At 71.0% G+C, this 17,486-nt stretch carries 12 protein-coding genes and 1 pseudogene; 10 read left to right on the top strand and 3 right to left on the bottom strand.

Annotation, left to right across the window (positions count from 1 at the left end; all coding sequences use genetic code 11):
- The coding region (locus tag P1P70_RS24835; protein ID WP_319241383.1) for a PQQ-binding-like beta-propeller repeat protein at positions 1 to 1,534 on the top strand (1,534 nt) is incomplete at its 5' end.
- Positions 1,535 to 1,762: 228 nt separating this feature from the next.
- Positions 1,763 to 3,166: a glycoside hydrolase family 16 protein gene (locus P1P70_RS24840; RefSeq protein ID WP_319241385.1), complete on the top strand. Its 1,404-nt coding sequence runs from the start codon at positions 1,763 to 1,765 to the stop codon at positions 3,164 to 3,166.
- 288 nt (positions 3,167 to 3,454) lie between these two features.
- Here P1P70_RS24840 and P1P70_RS24845 read toward each other — a convergent pair whose 3' ends face one another.
- Positions 3,455 to 3,733 carry a hypothetical protein gene (locus tag P1P70_RS24845; protein ID WP_319241387.1) on the bottom strand — a complete coding sequence of 93 codons (279 nt, stop codon included), beginning with the start codon at positions 3,731 to 3,733 and terminating at the stop codon, positions 3,455 to 3,457.
- Here P1P70_RS24845 and P1P70_RS24850 point away from each other — a divergent pair.
- The 7 genes and pseudogenes from P1P70_RS24850 to P1P70_RS24880 form a co-directional block, all read left to right on the top strand.
- Positions 3,732 to 4,028 (top strand): annotated as a pseudogene (locus P1P70_RS24850) (transketolase-like TK C-terminal-containing protein); the annotation flags it as partial. The gene P1P70_RS24845 and the pseudogene P1P70_RS24850 sit on opposite strands and share 2 nt — an antisense overlap.
- Positions 4,029 to 4,100: 72 nt before the next feature.
- Positions 4,101 to 5,630 carry a glucose-6-phosphate dehydrogenase gene (zwf, locus tag P1P70_RS24855; protein WP_319241389.1) on the top strand — a complete coding sequence of 510 codons (1,530 nt, stop codon included), beginning with the start codon at positions 4,101 to 4,103 and terminating at the stop codon, positions 5,628 to 5,630.
- A complete protein-coding gene (opcA, locus tag P1P70_RS24860) occupies positions 5,627 to 6,583 on the top strand; it encodes a glucose-6-phosphate dehydrogenase assembly protein OpcA (protein WP_319241391.1) in 957 nt (318 codons plus the stop codon). Before zwf ends, opcA begins: the two co-directional genes overlap by 4 nt.
- 50 nt (positions 6,584 to 6,633) lie before the next feature.
- Positions 6,634 to 7,518, top strand: coding sequence for a phosphogluconate dehydrogenase (NAD(+)-dependent, decarboxylating) (gnd, locus tag P1P70_RS24865; RefSeq protein WP_319241405.1), 885 nt, complete (start codon positions 6,634 to 6,636; stop codon positions 7,516 to 7,518).
- A gap of 210 nt (positions 7,519 to 7,728) precedes the next feature.
- The gene (locus P1P70_RS24870; RefSeq protein ID WP_319241393.1) at positions 7,729 to 10,611 is read left to right on the top strand and encodes a peroxidase family protein; all 2,883 of its coding nucleotides are present in this window, start codon (positions 7,729 to 7,731) and stop codon (positions 10,609 to 10,611) included.
- Positions 10,612 to 10,679: 68 nt separating this feature from the next.
- Complete coding sequence (locus P1P70_RS24875; RefSeq protein ID WP_319241395.1) at positions 10,680 to 12,152, top strand: hypothetical protein; 1,473 nt, start codon at positions 10,680 to 10,682, stop codon at positions 12,150 to 12,152.
- Between the two features lie 43 nt (positions 12,153 to 12,195).
- Positions 12,196 to 13,674 carry a membrane-associated oxidoreductase gene (locus P1P70_RS24880; RefSeq protein WP_319241397.1) on the top strand — a complete coding sequence of 493 codons (1,479 nt, stop codon included), beginning with the start codon at positions 12,196 to 12,198 and terminating at the stop codon, positions 13,672 to 13,674.
- A 24-nt stretch (positions 13,675 to 13,698) separates the two neighbouring features.
- Here P1P70_RS24880 and P1P70_RS24885 read toward each other — a convergent pair whose 3' ends face one another.
- Positions 13,699 to 15,489 (bottom strand): sugar phosphate isomerase/epimerase and 4-hydroxyphenylpyruvate domain-containing protein, encoded by a 1,791-nt coding sequence (locus P1P70_RS24885; RefSeq protein ID WP_319241399.1) that lies wholly within the window; start codon positions 15,487 to 15,489, stop codon positions 13,699 to 13,701.
- Between the two features lie 130 nt (positions 15,490 to 15,619).
- The gene (locus P1P70_RS24890) at positions 15,620 to 16,495 is read right to left on the bottom strand and encodes a shikimate dehydrogenase (RefSeq protein WP_319241401.1); all 876 of its coding nucleotides are present in this window, start codon (positions 16,493 to 16,495) and stop codon (positions 15,620 to 15,622) included.
- A gap of 129 nt (positions 16,496 to 16,624) precedes the next feature.
- On the opposite strand from P1P70_RS24890, the gene P1P70_RS24895 reads away from it, so the two are divergent.
- The gene (locus P1P70_RS24895) at positions 16,625 to 17,290 is read left to right on the top strand and encodes a TetR/AcrR family transcriptional regulator (protein ID WP_319241403.1); all 666 of its coding nucleotides are present in this window, start codon (positions 16,625 to 16,627) and stop codon (positions 17,288 to 17,290) included.
- Positions 17,291 to 17,486: the final 196 nt, after the last annotated feature.

Raw genomic sequence — 17,486 nt, forward strand, 5'->3', positions numbered from 1 at the left:
GGCGGGGAAAGAGGCGGAGGCGGAGGCGGAGGCTGGGACAGGGACGGGTTCAGGGACGGCCCCAGGCTCAGGGCCCGTCGAACGTCTGACGGGCACCGGCCGAACGGACTCCGGCAGATCGGACTCCGGCCGAACGGACACCGGCAGATCGGACACCGACCGAACGGACGTAGGCCGTGCGGGCGACCCGACCGCGAACGACCGGCTGCCGGGCGAACGGCCCGGGACCCCACGTCGTTCCAGGCTCCGTCCTGGACGGCAGGTCGTCCTCGTCGGCCTCGGCGCCCTCCTGACCGTCTCCGCGCTGAGCGCCGCGCTGCTGCTGTACGCGGGGGCCGAGGACAGCTCCACGGCGTCCGGCGCCGACAGCGCCGTGGGCTACCGTTCCGCGTCGCTCCCCGAGGGCTGGCGGCCGTGGCAGACACGGCTGCGGGCCGACAGCGGGCTCCCAGCCGAGTACATCCCGGTCAACTACGACCGCACGGGGTGCCTGACGGACGGGACCGACCTGTACTGCGGCGGCACGGGCTTCGTCGTCGCGAAGGTGGACGCCGCCACCGGGAGGACGGGATGGCGGTACGGCCAACTCCCGCAGACCGCGCTGCCCATCGGCGTGCGGGACGGGCTGGTCTTCGTGTACACGGAGCCCGACAGCACGCAGCGGCGCCTGGTGGCCCTGGACACCCGCACCGGGAAGCAGCGGTGGTCGCGGCCCATCAGCGCGAGCGAGGCGGCGCCCCTCTTCGACGGCGGCGTGCTCACCCTCGCGCCCGACCACTACGACGTGATCGCCTACGACACGGCGGGAAAGGAGCTGTGGCGGACGTCCGAGCCCGCCGGGATCAACTGCGTTCCCTCGGTGCTCGGCGACGCCCCGTACGAAGTGTGCTGGGAGGGCGACGACTTCCTCGACACCCGCCCGTTCACGCTGGTACGCCTCGATCCGGACGACGGCACACCCCTGGAGCGCACCCCTCTGCCCGAGAAGTCGCTCGCCCTGGGCGCCGTCGGCGGACGGCCGCTGTTCCTGAAGGCGGAGACCACCGAGGAGGTCTACCAGGCGGGGTACGAGCGGCCGTACGACGCGTTCCTGCGGGTGGACCCGGACACCGGGAAGGTCACCCGGATCCCGCTGAAGCGCGCGCTGCGCGGGGCGGCGACGCTCGTGGACGGGGTCGTGTACTTCGTGCGGACCAGCGGGTCGGTCACCGCCGTGTCGGCGACGAGCGGCAAGGTGCTGTGGGAGCGGACCACCGACATGGAGAACCTGTCCGCCCCGGTGGTGTCGGCGGCCCGTGACGAGCTCTACTTCGCCAACCGGTTCGGCCGGCTGCTGGCCCTGGAGAGCGGCACGGGCGCCGAGTTGTGGCGCACGGACGCGCTCGACGACCCGGGGGACATCGCGACCGAGACCCCGCCCCGGGTGCTGCTCGTGGACGAGGCGATCGTGGCGACGGCCGGGAACATGGCGTTCTCCGTCAACCCGGACGAGCCGATGAAGTCCGGGTCGTCCGTGTCCACGGCAGGGGACTGACCGCCCGTCACGTCGCCGCGCCCACAGGGACACCTCCCGACAAAGCCGATCTTCACATCGTGAACTCGGCACTCCCGCACGGACTTTCTCCGCTTTAACTCTTGACGGCCGCAGCGCCGGAGCGCACATTGACCGCACGCTCTTCTCTGAGAGCGCTCTCAGGACGGGACTCCACGGAGCGCTCCCCCACACCCGCGCATCTCACTCCGTACACCCGAAGAGGCCGCCATGAGTGAAACCCCCGGCATACCCCACCGCGGCGCACCCGTCGGACGCCGCCGCCCCCTCCGACGCGCGTTCCTCGCCATGGCCACCGCGCTGGCCCTGGCCACGGCCTGGGCGTCGACCGCGCAGGGCGCCGCCCCCACCCCGCCCGCCGGCTGGACGCAGGTCTTCGTCGACGACTTCAACGGCGCCGCGGGCACCGGCGTCAGCACCTCCAACTGGCAGTACGCGACCGGGACTTCGTACCCCGGCGGCCCCGCCAACTGGGGCACCGGCGAGGTCGAGACGATGACGAACAGCACCGCCAACGTCTCCCTCGACGGCAACGGCAATCTCCGCATCACCCCGATCCGTGACTCGGCCGGCCGCTGGACCTCGGGCCGGATCGAGACCAACCGCACCGACTTCCAGCCCCCGGCGGGCGGCAAGCTGCGGGTCGAGTCCCGGCTCCAGATGCCGAACGTCACCGGGACGGCCGCCGAGGGCTACTGGCCCGCGTTCTGGATGCTGGGCGCGCCCTACCGGGGCAACTACCAGAACTGGCCGAGCGTCGGCGAGCTGGACATCATGGAGAACGTGCAGGGCCGCAACCAGGTCTGGGCCACCATGCACTGCGGCACCAACCCCGGCGGCCCGTGCAACGAGACGACCGGCATCGGCAACTCCACGGCGTGCCCGGGCACGACCTGCCAGTCCGGGTTCCACACGTACACCATGGAGTGGGACCGCTCGGTGACGCCGGAGACGATCCGGTTCCTTGTCGACGGCACCCAGTTCCACTCGGTCAACGCGAACCAGGTCGACGCGACCACCTGGACCAACGCCACCAACCACGGGTTCTTCATCATCCTGAACGTGGCCATGGGCGGTGCCTTCCCCGACGCGTTCGGCGGCGGGCTCGACGGTGACACCCGCTCCGGCGTCCCGATGGTCGTCGACTACGTGCAGGTGCTGTCGGCCGCCGGGGGCACCACCACCCCGCCCCCGACGGGCACCCGGGACGCGTACAGCGCCATCCAGGCCGAGTCGTACAACGGCCAGAGCGGCACCCTCACCGAGACCACGACCGACTCCGGCGGCGGCCAGAACATCGGCGCGCTGGCCAACGGCGACTGGGCGCTCTTCCAGAACGTGAACTTCGGCTCCACGGCCGCGACGCAGTTCGTCGCCCGGGTGGCCTCCGGCGCCAACGCGGGGGTCAGCGGCCTGGTCGAGGTCAGGCTCGACAGCCGGTCGAACGCGCCGGTCGGCAGTTTCTCGATCGCCAACACCGGTGGCTGGCAGTTGTGGCGGACGGTGCCCGCGAACATGAGCCGGGTGACCGGCACCCATGACGTGTATCTGACCTTCACCAGCGGTCAGCCGCAGGACTTCGTGAACGTGAACTGGTTCAACTTCGGCCGCTGACAGGCGGGTTGCGCGAGGGGCGGACTCCACGGCCGTGGAGTCCGCCCCTCGCCGTGCATCACCGCATCTCCGCCCGGAACGCCACCGGTGCGGTCCCGGCGTGCAACTGGAAGAACGCAGGCACACGCGTTCGCATCAGATCGCCGATGCCGAGAACGGCAGGGCGCCACGCGCCCCGAACCCGATACGACGACGCTCCACATCGCGACACCCGGATGCGCTTTCTCCTCGCCGCGAATGCCGGGGCCCCTCGCAAGAAACATGTGAGGGCCGTCCTGCGGTACTCGGTCAGCCGTGAGAAACGATGCGCCCCCTCGGCCGGACCCACACCAACTCGCCCGCGCCCAACTCGCACTCGACGAAGTCGATCATGTGGCGCACCGGGCCGCCGGCGAACAGCATGACCACATGGAAGTCGACGAGGGTGCATCCCACCCAGGGGTATGTCCACGTGCCAGAACAAAGGTCTCCCATCGGGCCGATCCACATGGCGACAACGGAGAGTCCGCGATCGACGGGGAACGGAAATGCCTTGATCCGGTCGCCGTCCGGGAAGTCTCTGCCCATGATGCCGTCGGTGGAGTGGTTCGAGGAACAACCGCGCGAATACCGAGAGAGCGTGCTGCCGCCGTCCGTGAAGGCCCGCGTGGCGGTCGAGGCGGGGATCGGTCTGACCTGGTACCGGTACGTCGGTGACCACGGCCGCATCGTCTCCCTCGAACACTTCGGCGCCTCCGCCGACGCGAAGACCCTGTTCGCGGAGTACGGCTTCACCGCCGAGAACGTCGTCGCCGCGGCGAGGAGTGTGCTCGGCCGCACGACTCGGCCCGGCGCCGACGCGGCCGGCCCGGAACCCGCCTGAAGGAGGATGATCACTGTCGACATGACGCCGCAGGCCACGGAAGTCCTTGAACAGCAAGGGAGTTGATGGGGAATGACCGCCGAGTGGCTCAATCCGCTCCGGGACGCGGACGATCGCCGGCTCCCGAAGATCGCGGGCCCGTCCGGGCTCGTCATCTTCGGGGTGACCGGTGACCTGTCCCGCAAGAAGCTGATGCCGGCCGTGTACGACCTGGCCAACCGGGGTCTGCTGCCGCCGGGCTTCTCGCTGGTGGGGTTCGCCCGCCGGGACTGGGAGGACGAGGACTTCGCGCAGATCGTGCATGACGCGGTCCGCGAGCACGCCCGCACCGAGTTCCGTGAGGAGGTCTGGCAGCAGCTCGCCGAGGGGATGCGCTTCATCCCGGGCGACTTCGGTGACGACGAGGCGTTCAAGCGGCTCCGCGAGGCCGTCGAGGAGCTGGACGGCTCGCGGGGCACCGGCGGCAACTTCGCCTTCTACCTCTCCGTGCCGCCGAGCATGTTCCCGAAGGTCGTCAAGCAGCTCAAGAAGCACGGTCTGGCCACTCCGCCCGAGGGTTCCTGGCGGCGCGCCGTCATCGAGAAGCCGTTCGGCCACGACCTGGCCAGCGCCCGCGAGCTGAACGCGGTCCTGCACGAGGTGTTCGACCCCGAGCAGGTCTTCCGCATCGACCACTACCTCGGCAAGGAGACCGTCCAGAACATCCTGGCGCTCCGTTTCGCCAACCAGATGTACGAGCCCATCTGGAACCGGAGTTACGTCGACCACGTACAGATCACCATGGCCGAGGACATCGGCATCGGCGGTCGCGCCGGGTACTACGACGGCATCGGCTCGGCCCGTGACGTCATCCAGAACCACCTGCTGCAGTTGCTGGCCCTGACCGCCATGGAGGAACCGGCGGCCTTCGACGCGGAGTCGCTGCTGGCCGAGAAGCTGAAGGCGCTCAAGGCCGTGCGGCTGCCGGAGGACCTGGGCCGGCACACCGTGCGCGGCCAGTACGCAGGCGGCTGGCAGGGCGGCGAGCGGGTGCTCGGCTACCTGGAGGAGGAGGGCATCGACCGGTCCTCCACCACGGACACCTACGCGGCGGTCAAGCTGGGCATCGACAACCGCCGCTGGGCGGGGGTCCCCTTCTACCTGCGTACCGGCAAGCGGCTCGGCCGACGGGTCACCGAGATCGCGGTGGTCTTCCAGCGCGCCCCGCACTCCCCGTTCGACTCCACCGCCACCGAGGAGCTGGGGCAGAACGCGATCGTCATCCGGGTCCAGCCGGACGAGGGGATGACCGTGCGCTTCGGTTCGAAGGTGCCGGGTACCTCGATGGAGATCCGGGACGTCACGATGGACTTCGCGTACGGCGAGTCGTTCACGGAGTCCAGCCCGGAGGCGTACGAACGGCTGATCCTGGATGTGCTGCTCGGCGACGCCAACCTCTTCCCCCGCCACCAGGAGGTGGAGGAGTCCTGGAAGATCCTCGACCCGATCGAGGAGTACTGGGCGGGGCACGGCAGGCCCGCGCAGTACGCCTCGGGCGGTTGGGGGCCCGCGGAAGCGGACGAGATGCTCGCACAAGACGGACGGAGCTGGCGCAGGCCATGAAGATCGACCTGACTGACACCACGGCAAGCAAGATCAACAAGGCCCTGGTGCAGGGCCGCCGGGCCATCGGCACACCGGCCGTGGGCATGGTCCTGACGATGGTCATCGTCACGGACGAGGAGAACGCCTACGACTCGATCAAGGCCGCCGAGGAGGCCTCGCACGAGCACCCCTCGCGCACCCTGGTCGTCATCAAGCGGCACGCCCGCACCCCGAAGGACCGCACCAAGTCGCACCTGGACGCGGAGGTACGGGTCGGCGCCGACGCGGGCACCGGCGAGACGGTCGTGCTGCGGACGTACGGCGAGGTGTCCGACCACGCCGACTCGGTGGTCCTGCCGCTGCTGCTGCCGGACGCGCCGGTGGTGGTGTGGTGGCCGGTGGACGCGCCGGAGAACCCGGCGAAGGACCCGCTGGGCGCGCTCGCGCAGCGCCGGATCACCGACATGTACGCCGTGGAGACCCCGCTCGCCGCGCTCGAACAGCGGGTCGCCTCCTACACCCCCGGCGACACCGACCTCGCCTGGACGCGGCTCACGCCGTGGCGCTCCATGCTGGCGGCCGCCCTCGACCAGGCCAAGGAGACCATCACCTCGGCCGCCGTGGAGAGCGAGGCCGACAACCCCAGCGCCGAGCTGCTGGCCCGCTGGCTGGAGGCCCGCCTCGGGGTGTCCGTCGAGCGCGTGCTGACCGCCGGCCCGGTGGTCACGGGTGTGCGGCTCGGCACCGCGAGGGGCGAGGTCGTCATCGACCGGCCCGAGGGGCCGCTCGCCACGCTCACGCTGCCCGGGCAGCCGTCCCGCACCCTCGCCCTGAAGGTGCGCGCCACCTCCGAGCTGATCGCCGAGGAGCTGCGCCGCCTCGACGCCGACGAGATGTACGCCGTCGCCCTGCGCGGCGGCAACGACGACGGCCACGGCGACGGCGACGGGCAGACCGCCGCCGATGACTGACACACCTCCACTCGACTCCCGTATGGAACAGGTGAACTGACATGGCAACGATGCAGCTGGGTCTCATCGGCCTCGGCAAGATGGGCGGCAACATGCGCGAGCGCATCCGCCGCGCCGGCCACACCGTCATCGGCTACGACCGCAACCCCGAGGTCTCCGACGTGGGCAGCCTGGCCGAACTGGTCGAGCGCCTCGACGGGCCGCGCGTGGTGTGGGTGATGGTCCCGGCGGGCGGCGCCACCCAGTCCGTCATCGACGAGCTGGCGGAGCTGCTGTCGCCGGGCGACACGGTCGTCGACGGCGGCAACTCCCGTTGGACGGACGACGAGAAGCACGCCGCCGAGCTGGGCGCCAAGGGCATCGGCTTCGTCGACGCCGGTGTCTCCGGGGGCGTGTGGGGTCTGCAGAACGGCTACGCCCTGATGGTCGGCGGCGACGCGGAGCACGTCGAGCGGCTCCAGCCGATCTTCGAGGCGCTCAAGCCGGAGGGGCCGTACGGCTATGTCCACGCCGGCAAGGTCGGTGCCGGCCACTTCTCCAAGATGGTCCACAACGGCATCGAGTACGCCATGATGCAGGCGTATGCCGAGGGATGGGAGCTGCTGGAGGCGGTCGACTCGGTGACGTCCGTCCGCGAGGTCTTCCGCTCCTGGCAGGAGGGGACCGTCATCCGCTCCTGGCTGCTGGACCTCGCCGTCAACGCACTCGACGAGGACGAGCACCTGACGAAGCTGCGCGGCTACGCCGAGGACTCCGGTGAGGGCCGGTGGACCGTCGAGGCGGCCATCGACCACGCGGTGCCGCTGCCGGCGATCACCGCGTCGCTGTTCACCCGGTTCGCCTCCCGCCAGGACGACTCGCCCCAGATGAAGATGATCGCGGCGCTGCGGAACCAGTTCGGTGGACACGCGGTCGAGTCGACGAAGGAGAAGTAGGCGCCGAGCAGACGCCGGTCGGACGGTTCCCCGCGCCCCTCGGGGTGTGGGGAACCGGACCTTTCCGAGCATTATCGGCAGATGCGCACATGGCGCGAACTGTCGCTGTGGCCGGAACCCCGCCGCCGGTAGCGTGCGGCCCCTGTCCCGTATGCATCGTGCGCGCATGAGCGCGCGTGCGTACGCAGCGCGTCCGTAGGGGGAACGGCGATGGCCGAGGCCGGGCAGCACGATCAGCGGTACGAGCGCTACGACGGCGGCAGCCCCGAGGCCGAGCGGCTGGTGTTCGAGCAGCTCGCCCGGGAGCTGATGGAGGTCCAGGTCAGGAACCGGCGGGCCGGGGGCGGCGGGATCGCGCGGGCGTTCCACGCGAAGGCGCCGCTGGGCGTGGAGAACGCGCGGCTGCGGTTCCACGACGACCTGCCGGTGGCGTTGCGGACCGGTTTCGCGCAGCCGAGTGCCGACTATCCGGCGGTGGTGCGGCTGTCCAACGCGAGCGGGATCCGGCAGGGGGACGGCTCACCCGATCTGCGGGGCGCCGCCGTGCGGGTGCACGTGGCGGAGGGGGTCAGCCATGACCTGCTGGCCACCAGTTTCCCGGTGTCGCACGCGAGCGACGCCCGGGAGTTCGTGGCGTTCGCCAAAGCCATGGCGGGGGCCCGTAGTCCGCTGCGGAAGGCGTTCGGGCTGTTCGTGAAGCTGCCGTTGGCGGTGGGCATGGGGACGGCCGCACGGATGCGGCGCAATGTCACGGCGGCTACCCGTCGGTCCGTCAACTCCCTTGCCACCGAGACCTATTGGAGTCGGGGGGCCATTCTGTGGGGCGATGCCGGGCCGGTGCGGTATCTGCTGCGGCCCGCGCCCGGTACACCGGCGGCGGACGCGCCCGATCGCCGGGACCCGGACTTCCTGCACCGGGAGCTGGCACGGCGGCTCGGGCAGGCGGACGCGGCGTTCGACCTGTGCGTACAGCGGTACGTGGACGAGCGTCGGACCCCGATCGAGGACGCGGCGGTGGAGTGGAAGGACGCGGTGGCGCCCGCGGTGCCGATCGCCCGGCTCACCATCCCCGCACAGGAACTGGACACGGCCGAGGCGCGGGCGGCGGCGCGACGGATCGAGGACCTGACCTTCAACCCCTGGTACACGACCGATGATTTCCGGCCATTGGGCCATATCAACCGGGCCCGGAAGGCCGCGTACCGGGCGAGCGGCGCACACCGTCTCGGGGAACGGTTCGTCACCGAGGAACCCTTGCGCAACAAACTGCTCGGCCGTCTCGTGGGCCCCGCTCTCGGGCTGCTGAACCGTGCCGTTCCGTGGCACCGGCTGCCGTTGTCCCTGAGCCTGCTGAACCTGGTGTTCCTGAGGAGGGCGCTGCGGCGGCTGAACCTGATCGACACCGAGGTCCGCGAGGCCCCGCCGCAGACGCAGCCCGTGCCGGAGCCGGTCCCGGAGAGGCTGCGCACGGAGCGGTCGTACGACGGGACGTACAACGATCTGTCGGAGCCGTCGATGGGCGCGGTGGGGGCCGCCTTCGGGCGGAACCTGAAGCCGGACTACCGGCCGGACACCTTCGACACACCGAACCCGGTGACGGTCAGCAGGCAGCTGCTGCACCGGGAGAGCTTCGTGCCGGCGACCTCGCTCAACGTGCTGGCGGCGGCGTGGATCCAGTTCCAGGTGCACGACTGGGTGAACCACCGGCGGTACAAGACCGGTGACCGCAGTGTGGAGGTACCGCTGCCGCCCGGCTACGACGGCACCTGGCAGAACGTGCCGGGCGGCCCGACCGAGCGGGTGATGCGGTTCGCCGAGAACGAGGGCCTGGAGGTGCCCGGCCGCCCACCGGTCCTGTTCGCCAACTCCGCCTCGCACTGGTGGGACGGCTCCGAGGTGTACGGCGAGAACGAGCTGACCGCACGGTCCCTGCGCGAGCCGGACGGGGGCGCGAAACTCCGCCTGGAGGACGGCCATCTGCCGAGCGGGACGAACGGCATCCCGCTCACCGGCTTCAACGAGAGCTGGTGGATGGGCCTCAGCGCGATGCACACGCTCTTCGCGCGGGAGCACAACGCCGTCTGTGACGCGCTGCGGGCGGAGTACCCGTCGATGAGCGAGGAGAAGGTCTACCAGACGGCCCGGCTCGTGGTGTCCGCGCTGATCGCGAAGATCCACACCGTGGAGTGGACGCCCGCGATCCTGGCCACCGAGGCGATCGACCTCGCGCTGCGCACCAACTGGTCGGGCCCGCCGAAGAACTGGCTCAACCAGCTGGGCCTGTGGCTGTTCGAGGCGCACTCGCTGACCGGCATCCCGAAGACGCTGCCGGACCACCACACGGCGCCGTACTCGCTGACGGAGGACTTCACCACCGTCTACCGCATGCACCCGCTGATCCCGGACGACTTCGAGCTGCGGGAGCACCAATCCGGGCGGCGGCTGGAGACGGTGGGCTTCCTCGACATCCAGGGCGGGGCGGCCGAGGCGCAGATCCGCAGGACGGGGCTCGCGAACGCGCTGTACTCGTTCGGGATCGCCCACCCCGGAGCTATCACCCTGCACAACTTCCCGCGCTCGCTCCAGCGCTTCGAGCGCGACGGGGAGATCATCGATCTGTCGGTCGTCGACCTGGTCCGGACGCGCCGCCGGGGGGTGCCGCGCTACAACGACTTCCGGGCCGGGCTGCACCGGGGGCGGATCCGTTCCTTCGAGGAGCTGACCGAGAACCCCGAGACGCTGGCCCGGCTCAAGGACGTCTACCGGGACGTCGACGAGATCGACACCGTGGTCGGGCTGTTCGCGGAGAACCCGCCGGAGGGCTTCGGCTTCAGCGACACCGCCTTCCGGATCTTCGTCCTGATGGCCAGCCGGCGGCTGCAGAGCGACCGGTTCCTGACGGTCGACTACCGGCCGGAGGTCTACACACCGCTCGGCATCGGCTGGGTCGAGCAGGGCGGCATGAACACGGTGCTCCAGCGCCACTGCCCGGAGCTGGCACCTCTCCTGCCCCGCGACGCGAGCGCCTTCGCGCCGTGGCGGACGGTGCCCACGACCGGCAACTCCGGTACGAGCGACGGCGGTTCACCATGACGCCGTGACATGACGACCCGGAGTGTCGCACGACGGCCCGGGTCCGAACCACAACGGGGGAAACACGCATGACGTTCACCGACAACCACTCCGAGCTGCCCGGGAACCCGGAGCTCTCCGCGATACCCGGGGCGGGCGAACAGCTCGCGCTCCAGGAACAGCCCGGCACGACCACGGGCGCCACCCACCCGGGGCTCGCCGACCTCTTCGACCGCCCGCTGCTGCGGACCGTGTGGCGCCGCCGCACCCACCGCGTGAGCCGGGGGGCCAAGGTGTCCGCCGGGACCATGACCTACACCTCCCGCAACGCGGCGCAGCCGCTGACCGAGCTGGAGGAGGCGGTGCTGATCGCGATCACCGGCACCACCGGCCTCACCATGCCCGACCGGCCCTTCGAGGACCCGGACAACGGCACGCCCATCATGTCCAAGCCCAACCTGACGATGGCGGGCCGTACCGCGGGCAGCCCGGACAACGCGCAGGGCACCCACTTCTTCCTCGTCAACGACTCGGGCACCTACTTCCTGCGCAGGCTCGAACCGGCACCGGACGAGCCGTTCGACGCCGAGACGCTGGTGGCGCGGGCGCGCGAGGCCAAGGTGAAGGTCCTGGACCACCGCCTCGACGTCGCACCGGACCAGCGGGACTTCCCGGCGTACCTGGACTCCAACCGCTTTCTGTCCAACCTGCCCGGCACGACGCTGCTGTTCCCGGTGGTCGACCTCTCCCACCAGTACGTGAACGCGCTGATGTATCTCCTCACCCAGCCCGACGGGGCCCGTCCGACCCTCGTGGACGACCGCAACTTCTACCGGGCCGCCGGGGTGCGGAAGTGGGTGCGGAACGGGTTCCTCAACGGGGACCTGAAGCTGCCGCTCGGCGCCCTCGGACCCATGCGCACCCAGATCGAGGCCGACCTGCTGCTGCAGAACCTGATGCTCACGGCGGAGGCGATGGGCCTGGGCGCCTGGATCCACGCCACCATCAATCCGCAGATCGCCCTCGGCGACCCGAAGTTCTCCCGGGCGTACGGCAGGATGCTGGGTTTCGACTTCGTCACCCCGCGCTGGCGCCCGGCCGACATCTGGCGCTGGCACATCCCGCTGCCGAAGTACGCGAACGTGCGCTCGCACCCGGTACGGCTCCCCTCCCCCGACGGCGGCGCACCGCTGATCGCCGCCGCGTGCCCGCCCGTGCTCGGGAGCATGTCGGAGGCGGTGGAGACGATCATCCGTGCGAAGTTCGGCCGGGGCGGCGTCTACACCGACCGGGACGTCTTCGCCCGGATCTACCGGGAGGACTACGGGCAGCGCTATCTCACCGAGGCCAGCGAGTACGAGGAGCGGGTGGTCGACTGCGCCCGTGACATCTGCGAGTACATCCTGCGCACGCACGGCCGCTTCCCGGCCCACACGGACGCGATCCACGTCCCGGGCGTATGGCTCCAGGTCCACCACGTGGAGAACGAGTACTACGAGCGCTTCTTCACGAACGGCCTCACCGACGCGCACCGCGCGCACGCAGAAGCCTGGGGACACTAGGCATAGTTGACAGGTACAGGCGTCGCGGGTGAGATTCCCCTTGATGATGATCAACGATCTGACGGCGGCCGAGCGGCGGGTGTGGGACGCCTTTCCGCTCGGCGCGGCGGTGGACTTCGGGACCAGGGACCTCACCACCGTCGAGGAGGAGGAGGTCATCGCCGACGGCGCCGACTGGGGCCCCGAACGCACCGTCCGCGCACGGGTGTTGCGGGCGTTGCTGCTGACCGCTCCTCAGGAGGAGGGCGAGGTCGCCGCCCTCAAGATCGAGGGTGCCCGGATCACCGGCCGGCTGGAGCTGAAGTACGCGACGGTGGAGAGCGTCGTACGGCTGAGCGGCTGTCACTTCGACGAGGTTCCCGACTTCTCGGGCGCGCACTTCAACTATCTCAATCTGTCCAAGTCCACGCTGCCGGGCCTGCGTTCGGCGCGGGCGCGGGTCGACGGCGGGCTGCGGCTGACGGGGTGCCGGTTCCGGGGGCCGGTGCGGCTCACCGGGGCGCAGATCTCCGGGACCCTGTTCATGGAGCGCGCCGAGTTCACCGCTGCGGACGGGGAGCCTGTGCTGCGCCTCAACCAGGCAGAGATCGGGGAGGAGTTGTGTGCTCCCGGGCTGCGCGCGGACGGTGAGGTGCGGCTCGGCGGCGCCCATGTCGCGGGCAAGGTCGACCTGCGGCGCGCCCGGCTGCACCGGCCCGGCGGCACCGCCCTCGGCGCGGAGACCCTCGCCACCGAGTCCGATGTCGTCCTGCGCCACGCGGACGTACGCGGACGGGTCGAGCTGCGCGGTGCCCGTGTGGGCGGCTGGCTGGAGCTGTCCTACGCACGGTTGTCGAACCCCGGCGGTACGGCGCTGCGGGTGAGCAGCAGCGTCATCAGCGAACTCTGGCTGCGCGAGGGCCCACCGGTGGAGGGTGTCCTGAATCTGCGCCGCGCCCAGATAGAGGTGCTGTTCGTGGAGCCGGAGAAGCTGCCGGACCAGGTCCTCCTGAACAGCCTCACCTACACCTCTCTGATCCCTCACGTGCCCGCCGAGCGGCGGCTGCCGATGCTGGAGCGGGACGGGGAGGGGTATCTGCCGTACTCCTACGAGCAGTTGACCGCCGCGTACCGCAGGATCGGTGACGACGACGCCGCCCGGCGTGTCCAGCTCGCCAAGCTGCGCCGGCACCGCGCCACGCTCCGCTGGCACGGGCGGCTGTGGGGGTACGCCCAGGACGCCACCGTCGGCTACGGCTTCCGTCCGCTGCGCGCGGCGGTCTGGCTGCTGTCGCTGATGGCGGTGGGTTCCGTGGCGTACGCGGTGCGGGCGCCCAGCCCGCTGAAGGCGGACGAGGCCCCGGAGTTCAACCCGGTCTTCTACACTCTCGACCTGCTGCTGCCGATCATCGACTTCGGGCAGGAACGGGCCTACGCGCCCGAGGGCTGGTCGCAGTGGCTGTCGTACGTCCTCGTCATCACCGGCTGGATCCTGGCGACGACGGTCGTCACGGGCGTGACGCGCACGGTCAGCCGCCAGTAGCCTCCGGCTCCCCGTCCGCTGCCCTCATCCGCCCGGTCGTCGCACGTGCTGGGCGGCGAGGCGCACGGGCGCGTTCTGCGCGCCGTATCCCTGGTGTCCGGCGTCGCGCTGGACGAGTTCGAAGAAGACGCGGCCGACGGTCTCGGTGTAGCAGTGGCGGAACGCGCCGCCCGCGTCACGGTCGTAGAGGATGCCCAGTTCCCGGTACGTGTCCAGCTCGCCGTCGGCGAACTCGAACCGTGCGGCCAGGTCGTCGTGGTAGTTCGCGGGGACGGCCAGCAGCCGGCCCCCGGCCGCGCGGAAGGCGCGCGCCGCGGCGACGACGTCGTCCGTGGTGAGGGCGATGTGCTGGGCGCGGGCCATGTCGTCGGTGGGGGCGGGGCCGACGCTGAGGGCGATCCGGACGCTGCCGTCGTCGTTGGTCACCGGACGGCTGCGGAACAGGCCGTACGGGTCGGCGACGTCGACGCTGTCGCTGGCGTGGAGGCCGAGCACCGTGCGGTGGAAGAGGGCCGCCTCGTCGAACTGGTGCCAGGGCTGGGTGAGGGCGAGGTGGTCGACGCGGCGGACGTGGCCCGCTGGCTCGGGGTGGGGCACGGGACGGAAGTCGCCGGTCCAGCTGGGGTGTTCGGGGCGGTCCGTGGCGCAGAAGAACAGTTCGGTGCCGTCGGGCGCGGCGACCGCGTCGAGCGGCGCGTCCTCGGCGGCCCGGCGGCGTGGCAGCACCGGCGCGAGCAGGGCCTCGGCGCGGCGGGCGGCGCCGGCCGGGTCCGGCGATTCGAGTCCGACGGCGGCGAGCTGGGTGCCGTCGCGCCGGGCGGCCGGGCCGGTGTTGACCAGCACCCGTGCCTCGCCCTGCTGCCACAGGTCGACCGGCTTGCTGCGATGGCGTGCGGTGCGGGCGAAGCCGAGGGCGCCGAGCAGCGCGGCCACGGGTTCGGCGTCGGGGGTGACCAGTTCGGCGAAGGCGACGCCGGTGGGCGTCACCCGCTCCGGCAGCGCGGCGATACCGGCCGCCTCCTGGAGCATCAGCAGCGAACGGTGGGCGTCCACGGCGGTGGGGCCCGCCTCGGCCTGCCGGAAGACGTCGTTGAAGACCTCCAGCGACAGCGGCCCCTCGTATCCGGCCGCCCGCACATGCCCGACGAGCCCGGTGACGTCGAGGCCGCCCTGCCCGGGGAAACAGCGGTAGTGGCGGCTCCACTGCAGCACGTCCATCGCCATCAGCGGGGCGTCGGCGAGCTGGAGGAAGAAGATCTTCTCGCCCGGGATGTCCTCGATGCCCTTGGGGTCGGAGCCCCGGGCCAGGATGTGGAAGCTGTCCAGGCACGTCCCGAGCGCGGGGTGGTCGGCCGCCTCCACGATGCGCCACGCGTGGTCGTACGTACTGACGTGCCGGCCCCACGCCAGCGCCTCGTAGGCCACCCGGATGCCGAACTCCTCGGCGAGCGCTGCCAGTTGGCGCAGATGGTACGCGGCGAGCGCGTCGTCGTCCTCGGCGAGCGGATGGACGCTGGAACAGACGAGGACGGTGTCGCAGCCGAGCCGGCCCATCAGCTCGAACTTGTGCCGGGCCCGCCGCAGGTTCCCCGCGAACACCTCCGCAGGCACGGCCTCGATGTCCCGCATCGGCTGGTAGAGATCGATGCTCAGCCCGAGATCCGCACAGCGGGCCCGCACCTCCTCCGGCGTGAGCGGACTGGCCAGCAGATCGTTCTCGAAGATCTCCACCCCGTCGAACCCGGCCCGCGCGGCAGCGGCGAGCTTCTCGGTGAGCGACCCACTGAGGGAGACGGTGGCGATGGATGTACGCATGGGGAACTCCTTACAACAGGGTCACGCCCCTGTAAGGGGCGCGGGGCGTGACATTGTGCGGCTCCGCCGCGTGGGCGCGATCAACCACGACGAACCCGCGGCCGACACACCTGACCAGCGCACGCGGCGCTTAGTTACGCGCACCCGCAGCCCCGGCCAACTCACCGATGTCGGCCAGCATCCGAACCGCGTCCGGCTCACACCCGGTGAACAACCGAAACGCGTCGGCCGCCTGGAACACCGCCATCCCACCCCCGTCGAGCGTGGCGCAGCCAAGCCCCCGCGCGACCCGCAACAGCTCGGTCTCCAACGGCCGGTACACCACCTCCGCCACCCACAGCCCGGGGCGCAGCAGCTCCGCGGCGAACGGCAGCCCGGGGTGGGCCGCCATCCCCGTCGGCGTCGCGTGGACGACCCCGTCCGCCGCCCCCAGCAGCACCGGCAGCGCTTCCGGCGTGGCCGCGGCGGCCCGACCCGGGCCGAAGTGGCGGTTGAGGGAGGTGGCGAGGTCGGTCGCCCGGTCGGGCATGGCGTCGACGACGGTGACGTGCTCGGCGCCGAGCGTGAGCGTGGCGTGGGCGACCGCCGCGCCCGCGCCACCGGCACCGAGTTGCACCACCTTCTCCAGCGGGGCGTTGGGCAGCCCGCGCGCGAAGGACGCGGCGAAGCCGGTGACGTCCGTGTTGTGGCCGACGGCGCGGCCGTCCTCGAAGACGACCGTGTTGACCGCGCCGAGCGCGGCGGCCTGCGGGGCGAGCCCGTCGAGGTGCTCGATGACCAGCTGCTTGCACGGGTGGGTGATGTTCAGCCCGTCGAAGCCCAGGTCACGGGCGGCGCGCACCAGGTCGCCCACCGCCTCAGGCCCGACGCCGAGGTCGTCGATGTCGATCAGCCGGTACAGGTAGCGCAGACCCTGCCGGTCGGCCTCCCGCTCGTGCAGGGCGGGGCTGAGGGACGGCCCGATTCCGGAGCCGACGAGGCCGACGAGATACGAGTCCTTGGCCACGGCGGCCCTCCCGCGAGTCTAATGTACGAACTAGTACGTTAGTAATAGCAGCCGCCCCCTCCCGAGGGAAGACCGCCGCCGCAGCTCCTAGAATCACGGGCACCGGCCGCACTCGCCCGAAGGAACCCGATGACCAGCGTCGAAGAACCGGCACGACCGAACGGGCGGATCCGTGACGCCGCCCGCACCAAGGCCGAGATCCTCGACGTAGCGACCAAGGAGTTCGCCCGTTCCGGGTTCGCCGGGGCCCGGGTCGACGAGATCGCCGCCCGGACCCGCACCACGAAGCGGATGATCTACTACTACTTCGGCGGCAAGGAGCAGCTGTTCACCGCCGTGCTGGAGCGGGCGTACTCCGTGATCCGGCAGACCGAGCAGGAGCTGGACGTCGAGCACCTGGACCCGGTGGCGGCCATCCGCAGGCTCGCCGAGGTGACGTTCGACCACCACGAGGCGCACCCCGACTTCATCCGCCTGGTCAGCATCGAGAACATCCACGAGGCCGAGCACATCGCCTCCTCCGAGATGCTCGCCACCATCGGCTCGCCCGCGCTGGACGTGATCCGCCGGATCCTGGAGTCGGGCCAGGAGTCGGGCCTGTTCACCGCCGACGTCGATGCCGTCGACCTGCACGCGATGATCAGCGCCTTCTGCTTCTTCCGGGTCGCCAACCGGCACACCTTCGGCGCCCTCTTCGGGCGCGACCTGATCGACGCCCAACGCCGCGACCACTACCGGCAGATGCTCGGCGACATGGTGATCGCCTACCTGACGGCGGACCGCGCGGCGGACTGAGGCCCGCGGGGCGGGGCGCACTGGGCAGGGCGCACGGTCTCGGTCGGGTCTCGGCCGGAAGATCCTCCGGCGGCACCTCTTGACACCCGGGAAACGTCGGCGCACCATCCGTAGCCAACCGCTACTAACTATCCAGTGCGTTAATTAGCCCGGGCAGCACCCGGCACGGCCGCCCCGCCACCCCAGGGACCGGCCC

The organism is Streptomyces sp. MB09-02B (genome assembly GCF_033794485.1).
In the GTDB taxonomy this organism is placed as follows: Bacteria; Actinomycetota; Actinomycetes; order Streptomycetales; family Streptomycetaceae; genus Streptomyces.

What these genes read in the sequence shown, in the direction of transcription:
- P1P70_RS24870 (WP_319241393.1), top strand. Translation starts at nt 7,729, where the DNA reads ATGGCCGAGGCCGGGCAGCACGATCAGCGGTACGAGCGCTACGACGGC.
- P1P70_RS24845 (WP_319241387.1), bottom strand. Translation starts at nt 3,733, where the DNA reads ATGGGCAGAGACTTCCCGGACGGCGACCGGATCAAGGCATTTCCGTTC.
- P1P70_RS24885 (WP_319241399.1), bottom strand. Translation starts at nt 15,489, where the DNA reads ATGCGTACATCCATCGCCACCGTCTCCCTCAGTGGGTCGCTCACCGAG.
- opcA (WP_319241391.1), top strand. Translation starts at nt 5,627, where the DNA reads ATGAAGATCGACCTGACTGACACCACGGCAAGCAAGATCAACAAGGCC.
- P1P70_RS24880 (WP_319241397.1), top strand. Translation starts at nt 12,196, where the DNA reads ATGATGATCAACGATCTGACGGCGGCCGAGCGGCGGGTGTGGGACGCC.
- P1P70_RS24840 (WP_319241385.1), top strand. Translation starts at nt 1,763, where the DNA reads ATGAGTGAAACCCCCGGCATACCCCACCGCGGCGCACCCGTCGGACGC.
- zwf (WP_319241389.1), top strand. Translation starts at nt 4,101, where the DNA reads ATGACCGCCGAGTGGCTCAATCCGCTCCGGGACGCGGACGATCGCCGG.
- P1P70_RS24875 (WP_319241395.1), top strand. Translation starts at nt 10,680, where the DNA reads ATGACGTTCACCGACAACCACTCCGAGCTGCCCGGGAACCCGGAGCTC.
- P1P70_RS24895 (WP_319241403.1), top strand. Translation starts at nt 16,625, where the DNA reads ATGACCAGCGTCGAAGAACCGGCACGACCGAACGGGCGGATCCGTGAC.
- gnd (WP_319241405.1), top strand. Translation starts at nt 6,634, where the DNA reads ATGCAGCTGGGTCTCATCGGCCTCGGCAAGATGGGCGGCAACATGCGC.